The organism is Dactylosporangium sp. NPDC005555, assembly GCF_040605635.1.
Taxonomy (GTDB): Bacteria; Actinomycetota; Actinomycetes; order Mycobacteriales; family Micromonosporaceae; genus Dactylosporangium.
The window spans coordinates 283,947-299,485 of sequence record NZ_JBEXDG010000005.1 but is presented as its reverse complement, the minus strand read 5'-3'; the positions used below and the strand labels follow the sequence as shown (position 1 = coordinate 299,485).

Below are 15,539 nucleotides of genomic sequence, written 5' to 3'. Positions count from 1 at the left end.
AGCGAGACCTGGTCGGTGATGCCGAGCGGGACGGGGGAGGTCGCCTCCCACCAGAGAGCATCGCCGGGTTGAAGGTGACGGTGCCGAGGACCGGGTGCCGCATGTCAGCGGGCCAGCAGCGCCAGAGTCCGCTCGATGAGCAGCGCCGTCGCGGACGGGTCGTAGGAGGGCAGGGAGCTGTCGGCGAAGTAGTGCTGGTCGCCCGGGTACAGGAACAACGCGGCGTCGGGAGCCTGGGCGACGAGGTCGCGGGCGGCGTCGAGGTCGCCCTCGTCGACGAAGATCGGGTCGCCTTGCACGCCGTGCACCTGGACGGGCACGGAAGCGGGCCAGGTGGGGCTGAACTCGGTGACCGGCACGCAGGAGTAGCACAGCACCGCGGCCTGGGCGCCCGGCCGGGTCTGGGCCAGCTGCTGGGCGGGCAGGACGCCGAGGGAGAAGCCGATGTAGACCAGCTCGGCGGGCAGCGCGGACACCGCGGCGGCGCCGCGGCGGAGGATCTCGCCGGGGAAGCCGAGCTCCGTCGCATATGCCAGGCCCGACTCGATGCTGTCGAAGGTGCGGCCGTCGAACAGGTCGGGCGTGTGGACGGTGTGCCCGGCCCCGCGCAGCCCGTCGGCGAACGCCACCACCCCGGCCGTCAGCCCCTGCGCGTGGTGGAAGAGGACCACCTCGGCCATGTCTCCCTCGTCTCCCCCGGAATCAGACGCTGAGCCTCATATCAGGACCATCATAGGGAAAGCCGCTCATCGGTTGAGCGTGGCGGGTGCCGCGGCCGACAACAGCGCCGAGATCTCGTCCGCGGGCTGCGGGCGGGCGAAGTGGTAGCCCTGGCCGTGCGGGTAGCCGAGCTCGCGGAGCCGTCGCGCCTGCGCCTCCGTCTCGATGCCCTCGGCGACGGACTCGATCCGCAGCGCATGGGCCATCTGGATCACCGCGGCCGCGACGGTACGACCGTCCGCCGCCGTACACGTGCCGGTGAACGCGCGGTCCAGCTTGATCTCGTCGACCGGGCAGGTCTGCAGGGTGCTGAGGCTGGAGTGGCCGGTGCCGAAGTCGTCGAGCGAGATCCGCACCCCGAGGGCCCGCAGGGCGTGCACGGACTCGACGCATGAGGGGTGCAGGGTCGCGGTCTCCGTGATCTCGACCGTGAGCCGGTGCGGGGCGAGGCCGGACGCCGTCAGCAGGTCCGAGACGTCCGTGGCGAAATCGGCCTCCTGCAGCTGCCGGGCGGAGACGTTGACGCTCATGCGCGGCGCGGCCTCGCCGTGCACGTCGTGCCACCGCACCGCCTGTTGGAGGGTCTGGGAAAGGATCCAGCGGCCGAGCGGCACGATCAGCCCGGTCGCCTCGGCCACGGGGATGAAGTCGCCGGGCGGCACCGTGCCGAGGTCCGGATGCTCCCAGCGGACCAGGGCCTCGACGCCCACGGGCGCTCCGCCGGTCAGGGCCACGATCGGCTGGTACACGACGGAGAACTGCTCCTCGTCGATGCCGGTGCGCAGGTCGCGCTCCAGCATGGCCCGGGCCCGGACCGGCACGTCCAGGGGCGCGGCGTAGTCGACGTACCGGATGCGCGGGCCGTCCCGGTCGGCCTTCGCGGCGTACATCGCGACGTCGGCGCGGCGCAGCAGCTCCTGCGGCGTGGCGGCGACCGTGCCGAGCGCGACGCCGATGCTCGCGGCCAGCCGCAGCCGGTGCCCGTCGACGTCGACCGGCTCGTCGAACGCGGCGGCGATCCGGGCGATGACGGCGAGCGCGGCCGCGTCGTCGGCGTGCTCCAGCAGCACCGCGAACTCGTCGCCGCCGAGCCGGGCCACGATGTCGCCGCGCCGGACGGCGGCGCGCAGCCGGTCGGCGGCCGCGACCAGCAGCGCGTCGCCGACGGCGTGGCCGAGGGTGTCGTTGACGGTCTTGAACTCATTCAGGTCGATGAGCAGCACCCGCAGCCGCTCCGGCGGCCCGGCGGCGAGCGCCTCGGAGACCCGCTCGCCGAAGAGGCTGCGGTTGGCGAGGTCGGTGAGGGCGTCGTGGCTGGCCTGGTGGCTCAGCCGCTGCTGGAAGTCGTGGGCGTCGGTGATGTCGCGGGAGTTGCAGACGATGCCGGCGACGCCCGGGTCGTGCAGCAGGTTCGCCATGGTGATCTCCGCCCACCGCCAGCTGCCGTCGGCGTGCGCGAGGCGGGCCTGGAAGACCGCGGGGGTCTCCGGTTCGCTCATGACGCGTTCGTACGCCGAGAGCACCAGCCCCGCGTCGTCGGTGTAGAGCATGTCGGCGGCGGGCCGGCCGGGCCACTGCTCCGCGGGGAGCCCCAGCAGCCGGGTCGCGCCGGGGCTGACATAGGTGAGGATCCCGTCGGCGCCGGTGACGGTGATCAGGTCGGACGCGTTCTGCACGAGCGAGCGGAAGCGCCGCTCCCGGTCGCCGAGCTCGACCATGCCCGCGTCGAGCCGGGCCACGAGCCGGGTGTTCTCCTGGAACGTCAGCGTCTGCCGGGCGACCACCAGCACGGCGAGGATCACGACCCCGACGGCGACACCGAGCCGCTCGGCCGGGTCGTCGGACAGCATGACGAACAGCAGCAGCACGTTGCTGGCGGCGACCGCCACGTACGGCATGAGACTGAACGGACTGCGCCGCCCGCCGTCCTCGCCGGGCTCCGGCGCGGTCTCGCCCCGCCGCTCCCGCCGCGCCGCGAACACCGCGAACAGGCAGCTCAGCGGCACCGCCAGCTGGCTCGGGCTCGGTGCGCCGGCCGGCAGCAGCGCCTCGGGCGCCGACGCGAGCGCCCCGACGATGATGGCGAGCCCGAACCACCGCAGCGCGCCCTTGTCGACGGTCGACCCGCCGGTCAGCGCCACCTTGACGATCGCGAACAGCGCCAGCAGCGACACGACCAGCGTGACCAGCCCGGTGACGACCGCGGCCGTCCGGTCGTCGGTGTCGCGCTCCAGCGACGGGCGCAGCCAGAACTGCCACAGGAACAGCCCACCGGCGGCGACGACCGTGCACGCGTCGAGCAGGAACGTGACCCGCCGCCGCCCGCTGGCCAGGCCGAGCGGCAGCCGCAGCAGCGCCCAGCCCTCCAGCAGCACCGCCACGAGGAAGACGGCGCCGTCGATGGCGCCGATGCGGCCCTGCGGATCGTGGATCGCCTGCATCCCGCGGACGGACGACCCGAGCCCGACGAGCAGCGTGCCGGCGCCCATGTACCGCCAGAACCGCGCGGCGGCGGGCTTGACCCGCGCTGTCTGCCCGCCGGTCCGGACCGTGCCGACGGTCCACAGGGCGGTGCCGGCGAGCACGGCCGACACCAGGTTCGGCACCCAGCCCAGCGCCGGCGGCCCGACGGGCCCCTGCACGTTGGCCGCGAACCACACCCATGCGATCAGGACAATTGCCGTTTGGAGGGCCACATCGGCACGCGGCGCCCCGAACAGGGCATCACGCAGCCGTGCCGCCGGGCCCGGCCGTCCCGATCCGGTCATGTACCGCCCGTCCTTCTCCGTGCCCCCGTCCGAATGCTCATCGACCGCGACCCGCGACACCTGAGCGTCATCCGCCTGCCGACGCACCGTACCGCCCCTGCCCCCTTCGCGCCGATCGTCCCGAGTACCGGCCGCGGAGGTACGGACGGCCCATTCGGCAGGCGCCTTCCCCGCGGCCATGGACGAGGCCGAATGTCGGCTGCGGCAGATCCTCACGTACTGGGGGCTGCCCCGCCTACGTCTTCCAACCGTCCGATCAGGACAGTGGTCCTGCCCTCTCCCTGGAATCGGGAGACGGCGGTCAGTCCTCCACGCCGTAGCCGGTGAAGGTGTACAGGCCGGGGGCCTGGCGCTCGATCTCGGCGGCGACGGCGGTGGTCTCCTCGGTCCAGGTGTCTTCCTGGTCCCGCTGGATCTCCTCCGGCATCTGGCCGTACGCGTAGCCGGAGTACAGCAGGATGCCCAGCGCGCGGGACTCGTACTCGTCGTAGTCGTAGACGCGGGGGTCGGCGGGCACGTCCCGCTCGTCCTTCAGCCGTACCGCGGCGGCGGCGGACCGTGCGAGCAGCAGGATCGCCTCCTGCTCCCCCGGCGGCACAGGAGCGCCGTCCTTCCTCGACACGAACAGCGCTGGACCGTACGCGGACATCGCGGCTCCTCCCGGACCGTGCGAGCCTACCGGCCGGTCATCAGCAGGTGCGGAGAGCCTGTTCCGCTCAGGCGGGTGCGCCGGGGTCGACGAAGTCGCCGAGCTCGACACCCACTTCGAGCAGCGCGTCGGTGAGCTTGTCCACGCTCGGCAGCGCGCGCGACACGCCGGGGCCGATCAGCGTGTACCAGGCGATGGAGCCCACCCCGCCGACCTCGACCCGCCACGTGCCGTCGGGTGTCTGCATCGCCGCCGCGCTCACGACCCGACGCTACGACAGCCCGCTCACCAGCGGGAAGGTGCGATCGATAAGTACACCGATGTAGTTCGCCCGACCCGCTGTCCCACCGCGAGCCGCTCCCCGAGGACGACCGGATCAGGTGCGCGGGCGGGCCGGCGAGGTCATCTGGAGCGGGCCTGTGCGACGCCGCCGAGGACGACCGCAAGCAGGCCGGCGGCCAGGGCGGCGTAGCCGCCGACGATGCCGTTGCCGGTGCCGGGGCCGCCGTCGGCGGTGAGGACCACCAGGCCGCCGGCGAGGATTCCGGCGGTCCCGGCGGTCAGGGCGACGGCCGGTCCCCGCCCACCGAGGGGGCCGAGGCGGCCGGCCAGGGCCAGCCCGCCGGTGACCACGCCGGCCACCGCGATCAACGCGGCCGCGGTGGCGAGCGCCCGGTCGGCGGTCAGCCCGGGCGTGGCGGCGAGGACCCGGCCGGCGGTCAGCAGTGCGTGGGACATGGCTTCCTCCTGTGTCGTGCCTGGCTCGATGCCTTCGATCGTGTCGGCCGCCGCGCCCGGGCGCATCGTGCGGGCGTCGGCGTCGCCGGCTGCCGCGGACGTGGCAGCGGGCCCGGATCTACCACGGGCGCGGCAGCCGGATCTGGTCCTCGCGCACGAGTCGCCGGGCCGCGGGTCCGGTTAGGGTGCCTCATGGGCGCTACGCGCATCGGGATCCGTGACTGGGCGCTCGCCGCGGGCGTGGCGGCCGTCCTCGTGCTCGCCGGCCGCGCCGAGCACCCGGCCGGTCCCGCCGTCGCCGGTTACGCCCTGCTGGCGGCCGGTGGTCTCGCGCTGGCCGCGCGCCGGCGGGCGCCCGTCGCGGTGCTGGTCGCGGCCGGTGTGTGCGCGGTCGGCTACCGGGCGGCCGGGTTCAACGTGTTCGCCGTCGCGTACCTCGTCGCCGTGTACGCCGCGATGCGGGCCGGGCGCCGCGCGGCGACCGTGGCGACCAGCGCGGCGCTGCTGGCCGGGCTGCCGGTGGCGGCGATGGTGTCGGGCCTGTCCGCCGGCGCGGCGTTCACCCAGGCCCGGGGCGTGCTCGAGCTGGCGTGGCTGATCGCCGCCGGCGCGGCCGGTGAGGCGCTGCGCCAGGCCGAGCGGCGCGCCGACGAGGCCGAACGCACCCGCGAGGAGGCCGCCCTGCGCCGCGCCGGGGAGGAGCGGCTGCACATCGCGCGGGAGCTGCACGACTCGCTCACCCACCAGATCTCGGTCATCAAGGTGCAGGCGGAGGCAGCCGTGCACCTGGCCCACAAGCGCGGCGAGCCGGTGCCGGACGCGTTGCTCGTGATCCGTGACGCCGGACGGGAGGCGGCCCGCGAGCTCCGGGCGACCCTGGAGGCGCTGCGCGACGACGACACCGCCCCGCCGCCGGGCCTCGACCAGCTCGCCGGCCTGGTCGAGCGGGCCAGGGCGACCGGCCTGGACGCGTCGCTGACCGTGGAGGGGCACCGCACCGACGTCCCCGCCGCGGTGCAGCGCACGGCGTACCGGATCGTGCAGGAGGCGTTGACCAACGTCGCCCGGCACGCCGCGGCCGGGACCGCGTCGATCCGGATCGGCTACCGGCCGGACGCGGTCGTCGTGCGGGTCGACGACGACGGCACCGCCACCGCGCAGTGCCCGCCGGCGCCCGGGGTCGGGCTGCTCGGCATGCGGGAGCGGGTGACCGCGCTCGGCGGGCGGTTGCGGGCCGGGCCCCGCGAGGAGGGCGGCTTCACCGTCCACGCCGAGCTTCCCGTCGCGCGGGTGCCGTGATCCGCGTCCTGCTGGTCGACGACCAGCCGCTCATCCGCAGCGGGTTCAGGGCGCTGCTGGACGCCGAGGACGACATCGCCGTCGTGGCCGAGGCCGGCGACGGTGCCGAGGGCGTGGCGCTGACCCGCGAGCACCTCCCGGACGTCGTTCTCCTCGACGTCCGGATGCCCGTCGTCGACGGCATCGAGGCCACCCGGCGCATCGCCGCGGACCCGGCCCTGGACGCCGTGCACGTCGTCGTGCTGACCAACTACGGGCTGGACGAATACGTCCTCGACGCGTTGCGGGCTGGCGCCGCGGGGTTCCTCGTCAAGGACGTCCTGCCGGAGGACTTCCTGCACGCCGTGCGCGTCGCGGCCCGCGGCGACGCGCTGCTCGCGCCGTCCATCACCCGCAGGCTCATCGACCGGTACATCACCCAGCCGCCACGACCCGACGCCACCGCGCTGCGCGAGCTGACGACGCGGGAGCGCGAGGCCGTGGCCCTGGCCGCGCAGGGACTGTCCAACGACGGGATCGCCGCCCGGATGTTCATCAGCCCGGTGACCGCGAAGACCCACATCAACCGCGCCATGACCAAGCTGCACGCCCGCGACCGCGCGCAGCTGGTCGTCATCGCCTACACCGCCGGCCTGGCGACCCCGGGCCGCCGGTGAGCCCGAAGCTCCCGCTCGGGTTCGCGCTGACCGGGGTGCTGGCGGTCGTCGCGGCGGCGGTCTCGGCGACCGAGGTGTCCCTGCGGTGCTCGGCGGCGGCGTTCGGGTTGCTGGCCTGGCAGGCCCTGCGCGCCCGCGACGCGGCGCCCCGGGTGCGGTGGGCCCTGGCCGGTGGCGCGCCCCTGTTCGCCGTTGCCGCTCTGGTACGGAGCACCGACCGCCCCGAGGACGTGGGCTGGTTCGCGTACGGGCCACCCGACGAGGCCGGACCGACCGCGGGCTGCGGGCTCGACCAGCCCCGGGGAACGCTGAGGCCGCAAAAGATTCAGTCGCGCCGTTCGCGGCCGATAGGACCCCGTGTCCCGCCTGCGTGCGGTGGCAGACGTCTGCGTGCGCATGCTGGACGCGCCGGCCGACGACGGTCACCTGCTGGAGCGTCTGGTCTCCGCCATCGGCGCGGAGCTGCCGGACTGCTGCGTCGTGGGTGCGCTCACCGCCGGAGCCGTGCGGACCGCGGGCGACGCCGACCCGGCCGTCGCCGGAGCGCTGCTCGACGCGGTGGCGGGTTCGCTGCGCGGTACCGACGCGGCGAACGGCATCAGCGTGGTGCAGGTCCTCGCGCGTGGCTCGGTCATCGGCGCGCTCGGCATGCTGCGCACGGGTGGTGCGGTGGTCCCCGAAGCCGACGTGGCGTTCGTCGAGGCGGTCGCCGCGGTCGCCGGCGGGGTGATCGAGCACAGTCACGCGTTCGCCGCGACGCTGGAGCTCCTCGAGGACGCCCGGCGGCAGGGTGACCTCCTCGACGCGATCTCCGACGCGATCGTCTCCTGCGACGCCGACGGTGTCATCGTCAGCTGGAACTCCGGCGCCGAACGCCTCTACGGCTACTCCTCCGGCGAAGCGGTCGGCTGTGACCTGCTCGCCCTGCTCGCGACCGCGTGCATCAGCGACGGCACCGAGGTCTCCGCGCCGCAGATGCTGCAGGTCGCGGCGGAGCACGGCCGCTGGGAGGGCGAGCTGCGGGAGCGGCGCTCCGACGCGGTGCCGCTGACCGTGCTGTCGTCGATCTCGGCGCTACACGCCGCCGCCGGCGGCGAGGCGACCGGCTACGTGTTCGTCAACCGCGACGTCACCGAGCAACGGCGGCAGGAGCACGAGGCGGCGCACGACGTGCTTACGGGCCTGCCCAACCGGCGGCGGCTCGTCGGGCGCATCCGCGACGCGGGCGAGCGGGTCCGGCGCGGCGGCGGGCCGATGGCCGTGCTGTTCCTGGACCTCGACGGCTTCAAGCCGGTCAACGACGAGCACGGCCACGCAGTCGGCGACGAGCTGCTGATCCGCATCGCCGGGCGGCTGGCCGGGACCGTGCGCAGCACCGATTTCGTGGCCCGCGTCGGCGGCGACGAGTTCGTCGTCGTGCTGGAGCGGTTCGGGCCGCTGAAGCGGATCGCCCCGGTGCTCCAGCGGCTCCTCACCGCGGTCGAGGAGCCGCTGGTGCTCTCCACGGCGGAGGTGACCGTCTCCATCAGCATCGGGGTCGCGGCCGCCGGGGCGTCCGACGCCACCATCGATCCGGAGGACCTCGTCAGGCTCGCGGACGAGGCGATGTACCGGGCGAAGCGCCGCCCCCGCCACGTCGCGTTCGCCGACCCGGCGCTCGACGAGCGCTGGCTGGCCGGTTGACCCTCATGGCGGGACGCGGACCAGGGTCGCGGTCCGGCGGTTGCCGGACCGCGTCGGCAGCGGCGCCGCCCGGCACGCGTGGGTGTTGCCGAGCCCGCCCTTGACGGAGGAGCCGCCGGTGGCGGCGCCGAGGACGTCGTGGATGTCGCCCCTGACCGCGATGCCGGCGAATCGTGCCGCATCGATCGCCTGAACGGCGCGCGGCACGGCCCGCCGGACCGTCCGTGTGGCACCACGCTCCGGGCTGACCGCCTCCCGTCGATCCGCCCGGCGGCCCCCTCCTCCAGCGGGGCCTGAGGTCGTGCGGCAGGGCCGGGGCGCCGCGCGTGTCGTGGCCGGCGCTGGGTAGTGACGGCCACGCGGCGACGAAGGCCAATTGACGCAACCATCGGGTTGCTATAGCGTCTGGTTCCGGAAGGGAAGAAGGGATCATGCAGCCGTGGCAGTACGTGGTGCTGGCCGGGTTCGGGGCGTTCCACGGCCTCAACCCGGGCATGGGGTGGCTGCTCGCCCTCGCCGGTGGCGTGCGGGAGCGGCGCAGGTCGGCGATCGCCGCGACGCTCGGCCCGATCGCGCTCGGCCACGCCGCCTCCGTGTTCGCGATAGCGACACTGGTGACGGTGCTGATGTCGGTGACGACCGCGCGGCTCGTCACGACCGCCGGCGGGATCGTCCTCGCCGCGGCCGGCATCTGGCGGCTGTGGTCCCCCGGGCACGGCCGCCGGCCCGGACCGCGCAAGACCGACCTGCTCGCGTGGTCGTTCGTGATGTCGTCCGCGCACGGTGCGGGGCTCGTCCTGTTGCCGTTGCTCGCGGCGGTGCCGGTGGCCGCCGCACACCATGACCACGGCGGCGTCGGCGTCGGCAGCACCTCGGCGGTCACCGGCATCCTGGCCACGGCGGTCCACACGGGGGCGATGGTGGCCGCCGCAGGCGTCGTCGCGCTGATCGCCTACGAGGTGCTGCGGCTGCGCCCGGTGCGGATCAGGGCCAGGCTCGACACCGACAGGGTGTGGGCGTTCGCGCTGATCGGCTCCGGGATCGCCACGCTGGCCGTCACGTTCTGGCCGTCGTGACCGCGTGGCACTGCCCGGGTACGGTGGATCGCCACGCAGCCACCGCAGGAGCGACCATGCCCGACGTGACGGATCGCGATGCCGTCTGACCCGCAGGAGGCGGCGGTCGCCGTCTTCACGGCCCTCGCCGACCCCAACCGCCGGGCGATCCTCGCATGCCTGGCCGAGCAGGGTCCGAGCACCGCGACCGACCTGTCCGGCCGGCTGTCGATCACCCGGCAGGGCGTCGCGAAGCACCTCGCCCTGCTCGCCGAGGCGGGCCTGGTCACCAGCGACGCGGGCAGCGGCCGGCGGGTGCTCTTCCGGCACCGCTCCGAGCCGATCAAGCTGGCCCAGGGCTACCTGGCGGCCCTGGCCGCCGACTGGGACGACCGGCTCGGGCGGCTCTCGTCCTTCCTGGACGGCCCCTGACGTTCCAGGATGGTGACCGGACGGGACCCGGACGGCACCCGGGACGCAACCCGGGTTCGGGACGCTACGGGTTCCAGTTCGACCGCCTGGAGGCACTGTGTCACGACGTCATCTGCGCACCGCGGGCCTGATCGCCACCGTTGTCGCCGGAAGTCAGCTCACGACCCCGGACAACGCGTGGGCCGCCACGCCGGCGCCGGGCGTGGCGGTGTCCGTGGTCGGCACCGTCGCCTCGGTCCGTGCCGTCGACTCGACGCTCGTCGTGACCCGTGCGTACATGTTCCGCGACAGCCGCCCGAAGACCGTCAGGTTCACCGTGGCAGCGAGCACCGCGGTCACCGTCAACGGCTCGGCCGGCGGGCTCACCGCGGTCAGGACCGGGATGCCGGTCAGTGTCGCCGGCACCCAGACCAACGGCGGCAACCTCGCGACCAGGGTGGTGGCGGGCACCGCCCGCAAGTGAACGGCCTTGAAGGGCACTGAAAGGCTTTGAAACCGCGGTGAAGGCCGCCTCCCGCACGATCGTCGCAGTCGTGGCGCACCAGCGTCACAGCGGCGGTTGGAAGGGAGGGACGTGGCTACCACCTCGTCCCCGTCGGCGATCGTGGCGACCGGGTTGCGCAAGTCGTTCGGCGACCACGTCGTGCTCGACGGCATCGATCTGGAGGTTCCGCGCGGGACGGTGTTCTCGCTGCTGGGACCCAACGGCTCCGGCAAGACGACGACGGTGCGCATCCTGTCGACGCTCATCGGGGCGGACGGCGGGCAGGCGTCCGTCGCGGGCCACGACGTCGGTCGCGCGGCCGCCGAGGTCCGGGCGTCGATCGGCGTCACCGGGCAGTTCTCGGCGGTCGACGGCCTGCTCAGCGGGGAGGAGAACCTCCAGCTGATGGCCGACCTGCACCACCTCGGCCGGGCCGAGGGACGCCGGCGGGTCGCGGACCTGCTGGCCCGCTTCGACCTCGTCGACGCGGCGAAGAAGGCGGCCTCGACCTACTCCGGCGGCATGCGGCGCCGGCTCGACCTGGCGATGACCCTCGTCGGCGACCCGAGCGTCATCTTCCTCGACGAGCCGACCACGGGCCTCGACCCGCGCAGCCGCCGCACCATGTGGCAGATCATCCGGCGGCTCGTCGCCGACGGCGTCACGGTGTTCCTGACGACGCAGTACCTGGACGAGGCCGACGAGCTCGCCGACACGATCGCCGTGCTCGACCAGGGCAGGATCGTCGCGACCGGCACCGCGGACGAGCTGAAGCGGCAGATCCCCGGCGGGCACGTCCAGCTGCGCTTCGCCGACGTCGCCGGGCTCGACGCGGCCGCCCGGGCCTTCGACGGCGCCACCCGCGACGACGAGACCCTGACCCTGCGGGTCCCCGGCGACGGCGGGGCCCGGTCGATGCGGGCCCTGCTCGACCGGCTCGACGCCTGCGGAGCCGAGGTCGCCGACCTGTCCGTGCACACGCCGGACCTCGACGACGTGTTCTTCGCCCTGACCGGAAACCCTGCCACGACCGGAAACCATGCCGCGACCGGAAACCATGCCGCGACCGGGAACCCGGCCGCGGCGGCCACTGCCAAGGAAGGCGCACGATGAGCCACGCCGTGAGCGACTCCACCACGATGCTGCGCCGCAACCTGAAGCACACGCTGCGCTACCCGGCCTCGATGGTCACCTCCCTCGTCATCCCGGTGATGATGCTGCTGCTGTTCGTCGGCGTGTTCGGCGGCGCGATCGGCGCCGGCATCCCCGCCGGTGTCTCCGGTGGCGGCTACATCGACTACGTCGTCCCCGGCATCCTGCTGGTCTGCGTCGGCTACGGCGCCTCGACCACGGCCCTGTCGGTCAACAAGGACATGACCGAGGGCATCATCGACCGCTTCCGCACCATGGCGATCGCCCGCCAGTCCGTGCTGACCGGCCACGTCCTCGCCGCGACGATCCGCACGGTCGTGAGCGTCGCCCTCGTCATCGGGGTGGCGCTGCTGATGGGCTTCCGGCCCACCGGGGACCCGCTGCGCTGGCTCGGCGCGGCCGGTCTCGTGCTGCTGCTCGCGCTCGCGCTGACCTGGCTGGCCGTCGCGATCGGCCTCGCCTCCCCCACCCCGGAGGGCACGACGGGCTTCCTGCTCATTGTGCAGGTCCTGCCGTTCGTCAGCAGCGCCTTCGTCACCCCGGAGACGATGTCGGGCGCGGTCCGCTGGTTCGCCGCCAACGAGCCCTTCACCCCGATCATCGACACGCTGCGGGCGCTGATGATGGACACGCCGGTCGGCGACAGCGGCGCCATCGCGGTCGCCTGGTGCCTGGGGCTCGCCTTCGCCGGCTACCTGTGGGCCCGCACCGTCTTCAACCGCGCCCCCCGCCGCTGACGCTCAGGTGGTCAGGGCACGACGCGCCGCGAGGGCTGCGGTGGCGGCGGCGCGGAGGGCGTCACGGTCCAGGCCGGCGCAGGCCGACACCGCCGCGTGGTAGGTGGCGGCGTCGGCGCGTTCGGCCAGGTCGCGGGCGTGGCCGGCGGACATCGTGGGCTGGAAGCCGCGGGTGAACAGCAACAGCTCCGACAGGGCGATCATCCCGGCCGCCGAGGCGGTCAGGCGGGCGTCGCCCGTGCGGCGGCCCCGGTCCAGGTCGACGACGGCGATGGCGAGCAGGAGCGCGCCGCGGACCGGGTCGCCCACGGCGACGCCCGCGCCGGGGTCGGTGAGCAGGCGCTCCAGCAGGTCCGGCAGGTCGGCGGCGAGGTCCCGGACGAGGTCGAGGCGGTCGTGCTGCGCGTGCGCGACCACCGCCGTGGCCTGCACCTCCAGCGCCCACGAGGCCGTGCCGGGCAGCTCCCGGCCGCCGGGAGCGCCGGCCATCGCCCGGATGCGGGTGACGACCCGGCGCCACAGTCGCAGGCCCGCGTCGACGTCGCCGCGGGCGAGGAGGATCTCCGCCCGGACGCCGGAGCCGAACATCAGGACGTCGGACTCGCCCTTGCCGGTCTGCTCGAGCCACTGCTCCGCCTCGTCCACCGCACCGCGTTGCAGGTTGGCGAGGGCGATCGCGCCCCGGACGCGGGCGGCGCTCGACGCGGCGTCGGGCTGGCGGAGCTCGTCGAGCACGGCGAGGGTCTCCGAGAGGTGCACACCCGCCTCCTCGCCGCGGCCGACCTGCAGCAGCAGCTCGCCGATGCGGGAGTGGGCGACGGCCCGCATCATGGGCGTCACCTGGCCGTCGCCGAACGCGGCGAGCATCCGGTGCGCGGCCAGCAGTGCGCCGTCGATGTCCTGGTCGTATTCGCTCACGTAGCTGGCGGCGCCGTTGGCCAGGCCGGCGACGAGTGGCTCGGCGCTGTCGCACAGCGCGGGCAGGCCGTCGACGGTCATGGCCCGCAGCACGATGTCCGCGGCGCCGATCACGGTGTCGGGGGTGCCGGGCGGCAGGCGGCGCAGGGTGACCAGAAAGCGGGCGGGGAGCGGCTCGCGCATGAGGAAGTCGTTCATCGCGCCGAGCAGCGCCGCGGTGCGGGTCGCCTCGATCATCGCGGGTGCCGGGCGGGCGTGCGACACGATCCACGCGGTGTCCCTGGCCAGTGCCGTCATCCGCACGAAGTTGCCCTCGACGGTCCAGAGCCCACCCAGTACCGCCGCGGCCGCCACCACCGCGGCGTGGTCCTCCCGGTCGAGGGCGTGGCGCAGGGCGAGCACCAGGTTGTCCTGCTCGGCGCGGACCCGCTCCACCGCGGGGACGAGGTCGGCGCCGAAGACCAGGCCCATCTCGGCGAGGCCGAACTCCCCGGCCCAGGCGAGCAGGCCGTCGACGGCGCGCGCGGTCCCGCCGGCGGCTTCCCGCTGTGCGGTGCTGAACTCGCGGACGGTCTCCAGCATCCGGAAGCGGGTGCCCGTGGCGGTGTCGGTGACCTTGAGCAGGGACTGGTCGGCGAGCTGGGCGAGCACGGAAAGGAAGTCGCCGTCGAGGACGTGGCGGGCGGCGGCCGCGGTGAACCCGCCGGGGAAGATCGACAGGGCGCGCATCGCCGAACGGCCGGCCGGCTCCAGCAGGGTCCAGCTCCAGTCGATGACGGCGTGCAGCGTGTGGTGCCGCGGCGGCGCGTCCCTGGCCCCGCCGCGCAGCAGCGCGAACCGGTCGTCGAGGTGGCGGGCGATCTCGGGCACCGACATGACCCGGACGCGGGCGGCGGCGAGCTCGACGGCGAGGGGCAGCCCGTCCAGGTGCGCGCACAGCTCCCGGACGGCGTCGGCGGGCACGTCGGCGCCCGGCCGGGCGGCCCGCGCCCGCTGCTGGAACAGCGCGACGGTGGTGTCGAGGTCGAGCTCCGGCAGCGGATACACCGACTCCGACGACAGCCCGAGCGGCGCCCGGCTGGTGGTCAGCACCCGGAGATCGCCGGTTGCCGCGATCAGGTCCCGGACGAGGTCGGCGGCGCCGCGCACCACGTGCTCGCAGTTGTCCAGCACGAGCAGCGCGGGGCCGGTGCCGAGCGCGCCGGCGACGGCGGCGGCCGCGCCGGAGCCGTCGGCGGGGGTGCCGATGCCGAGCGCGGACGCGACCGCGGGGGCGACGTCCGCGTCGGCGGCGACGCCGGCGAGCGCGACGACCTGCACGACCGGCTGGGGTGCCTGGCGGCTGACCGCGTAGGCGAGCCTGGTCTTGCCGAGCCCGCCGGTGCCGATGACGGACGTGACCCGTGACGTGGCCAGCAGCGCGGTGACGGCGGCGATGTCGTCGTCGCGGCCGAGCAGCTGGTTGGGGTCGTGCGGGATGCCGCGCCGCACGGCGGGCGCGTCGGCGCGCAGCAGCCGCCGGTGCGCGTCCTGCAGCGGGTGGCCGGGGTCGGTGCCGAGCTCGTCGCGCAGCGACGCACGGTAGGTCTCGTAGCGGGCGAGTGCCGCCGAAGGACCAACAGTGGCGTCTTCGGACCGCAGCAGCTCCAGCAGGACCGTCTCGTCGCGGGGGCGCAGCAGGAACGCCTCGGCCAGCGGTCCGGCGGCCTCGGCGTGGCGGCCGAGACGGGACAGCGCGAGCGCGCGGGCGGTCCGCAGCGTGCGCCGGGTCTCCTCCCGGTCGGTGCGCAGCACGGACAGCGGGTCGGTGAGGCCCGGGTCGGCCGGCTCGGCCGAGGCCCACAGCGCGAGGCCCTCCTCGGCGCGGGCGAGCGCTCCGGCGTGATCCCCGGCCCGCGCCAGGTCGGCGGCGGCGTCCGCGTGCAGCAGCACCGCCGACGTGTCCAGTTGCGGCGGCGGCACGGTCAGTCGGTAGCCGCCCGGAGTGCGGGCGACGATGTCGGCGCCGGCCTGCGCCCGGACCCGGGACACGACGACCTGCAGCGCCTTCGCCGGATGCTCCGGCCGCTCGTCGGGCCACAGGCCGTCGACGAGCCGGGCGGTGCCGCACCCGGTGCGCGGGTCACCGGCGAGCAGCGCGAGCAGGCCGCACTGGCGCGGCCCGACGATCTCGCGCCCCCGGTAGGTCACCCGCGACAGCAGGCTCAGCTCGACGGTCACCGCAACAGGCTAATGCGGTGACCGCCGA

At 74.7% G+C, this 15,539-nt stretch carries 15 protein-coding genes; 8 read left to right on the top strand and 7 right to left on the bottom strand.

From position 1 onward, the window contains the following. Nucleotides 1–104: 104 nt before the first annotated feature. The 5 genes from ABZS58_RS08790 to ABZS58_RS08770 all read right to left on the bottom strand — a co-directional run bounded on the left by ABZS58_RS08790 (nucleotide 105) and on the right by ABZS58_RS08770 (nucleotide 4,875). Entirely contained in the window at nucleotides 105–680 is a 576-nt protein-coding gene (locus ABZS58_RS08790; protein ID WP_354779153.1) for a dienelactone hydrolase family protein, read from the bottom strand. Between the two features lie 66 nt (nucleotides 681–746). After that, nucleotides 747–3,488: an EAL domain-containing protein gene (locus ABZS58_RS08785; RefSeq protein ID WP_354779151.1), complete on the bottom strand. Its 2,742-nt coding sequence runs from the start codon at nucleotides 3,486–3,488 to the stop codon at nucleotides 747–749. Between the two features lie 301 nt (nucleotides 3,489–3,789). Next, nucleotides 3,790–4,137, bottom strand: coding sequence for a hypothetical protein (locus ABZS58_RS08780; RefSeq protein WP_354779149.1), 348 nt, complete (start codon nucleotides 4,135–4,137; stop codon nucleotides 3,790–3,792). A gap of 67 nt (nucleotides 4,138–4,204) precedes the next feature. Then, nucleotides 4,205–4,399, bottom strand: a complete 195-nt coding sequence (locus ABZS58_RS08775) for a hypothetical protein (protein WP_354779147.1) — start codon at nucleotides 4,397–4,399, stop codon at nucleotides 4,205–4,207. A gap of 140 nt (nucleotides 4,400–4,539) precedes the next feature. Next, complete coding sequence (locus ABZS58_RS08770; protein WP_354779145.1) at nucleotides 4,540–4,875, bottom strand: DUF6223 family protein; 336 nt, start codon at nucleotides 4,873–4,875, stop codon at nucleotides 4,540–4,542. 192 nt (nucleotides 4,876–5,067) lie between these two features. Here ABZS58_RS08770 and ABZS58_RS08765 point away from each other — a divergent pair, with 192 nt between their 5' ends. The 3 genes from ABZS58_RS08765 to ABZS58_RS08755 all read left to right on the top strand — a co-directional run bounded on the left by ABZS58_RS08765 (nucleotide 5,068) and on the right by ABZS58_RS08755 (nucleotide 8,513). Beyond that, nucleotides 5,068–6,174: a histidine kinase gene (locus tag ABZS58_RS08765; RefSeq protein WP_354779143.1), complete on the top strand. Its 1,107-nt coding sequence runs from the start codon at nucleotides 5,068–5,070 to the stop codon at nucleotides 6,172–6,174. Beyond that, nucleotides 6,171–6,830, top strand: a complete 660-nt coding sequence (locus ABZS58_RS08760) for a response regulator transcription factor (RefSeq protein WP_354779141.1) — start codon at nucleotides 6,171–6,173, stop codon at nucleotides 6,828–6,830. The genes ABZS58_RS08765 and ABZS58_RS08760 overlap by 4 nt, the downstream gene beginning before the upstream one ends. Before the next feature lie 396 nt (nucleotides 6,831–7,226). Beyond that, nucleotides 7,227–8,513 (top strand): sensor domain-containing diguanylate cyclase, encoded by a 1,287-nt coding sequence (locus ABZS58_RS08755; RefSeq protein WP_354779187.1) that lies wholly within the window; start codon nucleotides 7,227–7,229, stop codon nucleotides 8,511–8,513. Between the two features lie 3 nt (nucleotides 8,514–8,516). On the opposite strand, the gene ABZS58_RS08750 is transcribed toward ABZS58_RS08755, so the two are convergent. Beyond that, the gene (locus tag ABZS58_RS08750; protein ID WP_354779139.1) at nucleotides 8,517–8,720 is read right to left on the bottom strand and encodes a hypothetical protein; all 204 of its coding nucleotides are present in this window, start codon (nucleotides 8,718–8,720) and stop codon (nucleotides 8,517–8,519) included. 224 nt (nucleotides 8,721–8,944) lie between these two features. On the opposite strand from ABZS58_RS08750, the gene ABZS58_RS08745 reads away from it, so the two are divergent. From ABZS58_RS08745 to ABZS58_RS08725, 5 genes are all read left to right on the top strand, one after another. Further along, nucleotides 8,945–9,589, top strand: coding sequence for a hypothetical protein (locus tag ABZS58_RS08745; RefSeq protein WP_354779137.1), 645 nt, complete (start codon nucleotides 8,945–8,947; stop codon nucleotides 9,587–9,589). Nucleotides 9,590–9,667: 78 nt separating this feature from the next. Continuing rightward, nucleotides 9,668–10,000 (top strand): metalloregulator ArsR/SmtB family transcription factor, encoded by a 333-nt coding sequence (locus ABZS58_RS08740; protein ID WP_354779135.1) that lies wholly within the window; start codon nucleotides 9,668–9,670, stop codon nucleotides 9,998–10,000. Nucleotides 10,001–10,097: 97 nt separating this feature from the next. Next, nucleotides 10,098–10,463: a hypothetical protein gene (locus ABZS58_RS08735; protein ID WP_354779133.1), complete on the top strand. Its 366-nt coding sequence runs from the start codon at nucleotides 10,098–10,100 to the stop codon at nucleotides 10,461–10,463. Between the two features lie 111 nt (nucleotides 10,464–10,574). Beyond that, nucleotides 10,575–11,597: an ATP-binding cassette domain-containing protein gene (locus ABZS58_RS08730; protein WP_354779131.1), complete on the top strand. Its 1,023-nt coding sequence runs from the start codon at nucleotides 10,575–10,577 to the stop codon at nucleotides 11,595–11,597. Next, on the top strand, nucleotides 11,594–12,373 hold the full coding sequence (locus tag ABZS58_RS08725; protein ID WP_354779129.1) for an ABC transporter permease: 780 nt from the start codon (nucleotides 11,594–11,596) through the stop codon (nucleotides 12,371–12,373). Before ABZS58_RS08730 ends, ABZS58_RS08725 begins: the two co-directional genes overlap by 4 nt. A 3-nt stretch (nucleotides 12,374–12,376) precedes the next feature. Here the strand turns inward: ABZS58_RS08725 and ABZS58_RS08720 are convergent, their stop codons facing one another. Next, on the bottom strand, nucleotides 12,377–15,511 hold the full coding sequence (locus ABZS58_RS08720; RefSeq protein WP_354779127.1) for a BTAD domain-containing putative transcriptional regulator: 3,135 nt from the start codon (nucleotides 15,509–15,511) through the stop codon (nucleotides 12,377–12,379). Between the last annotated feature and the right edge of the window lie 28 nt (nucleotides 15,512–15,539).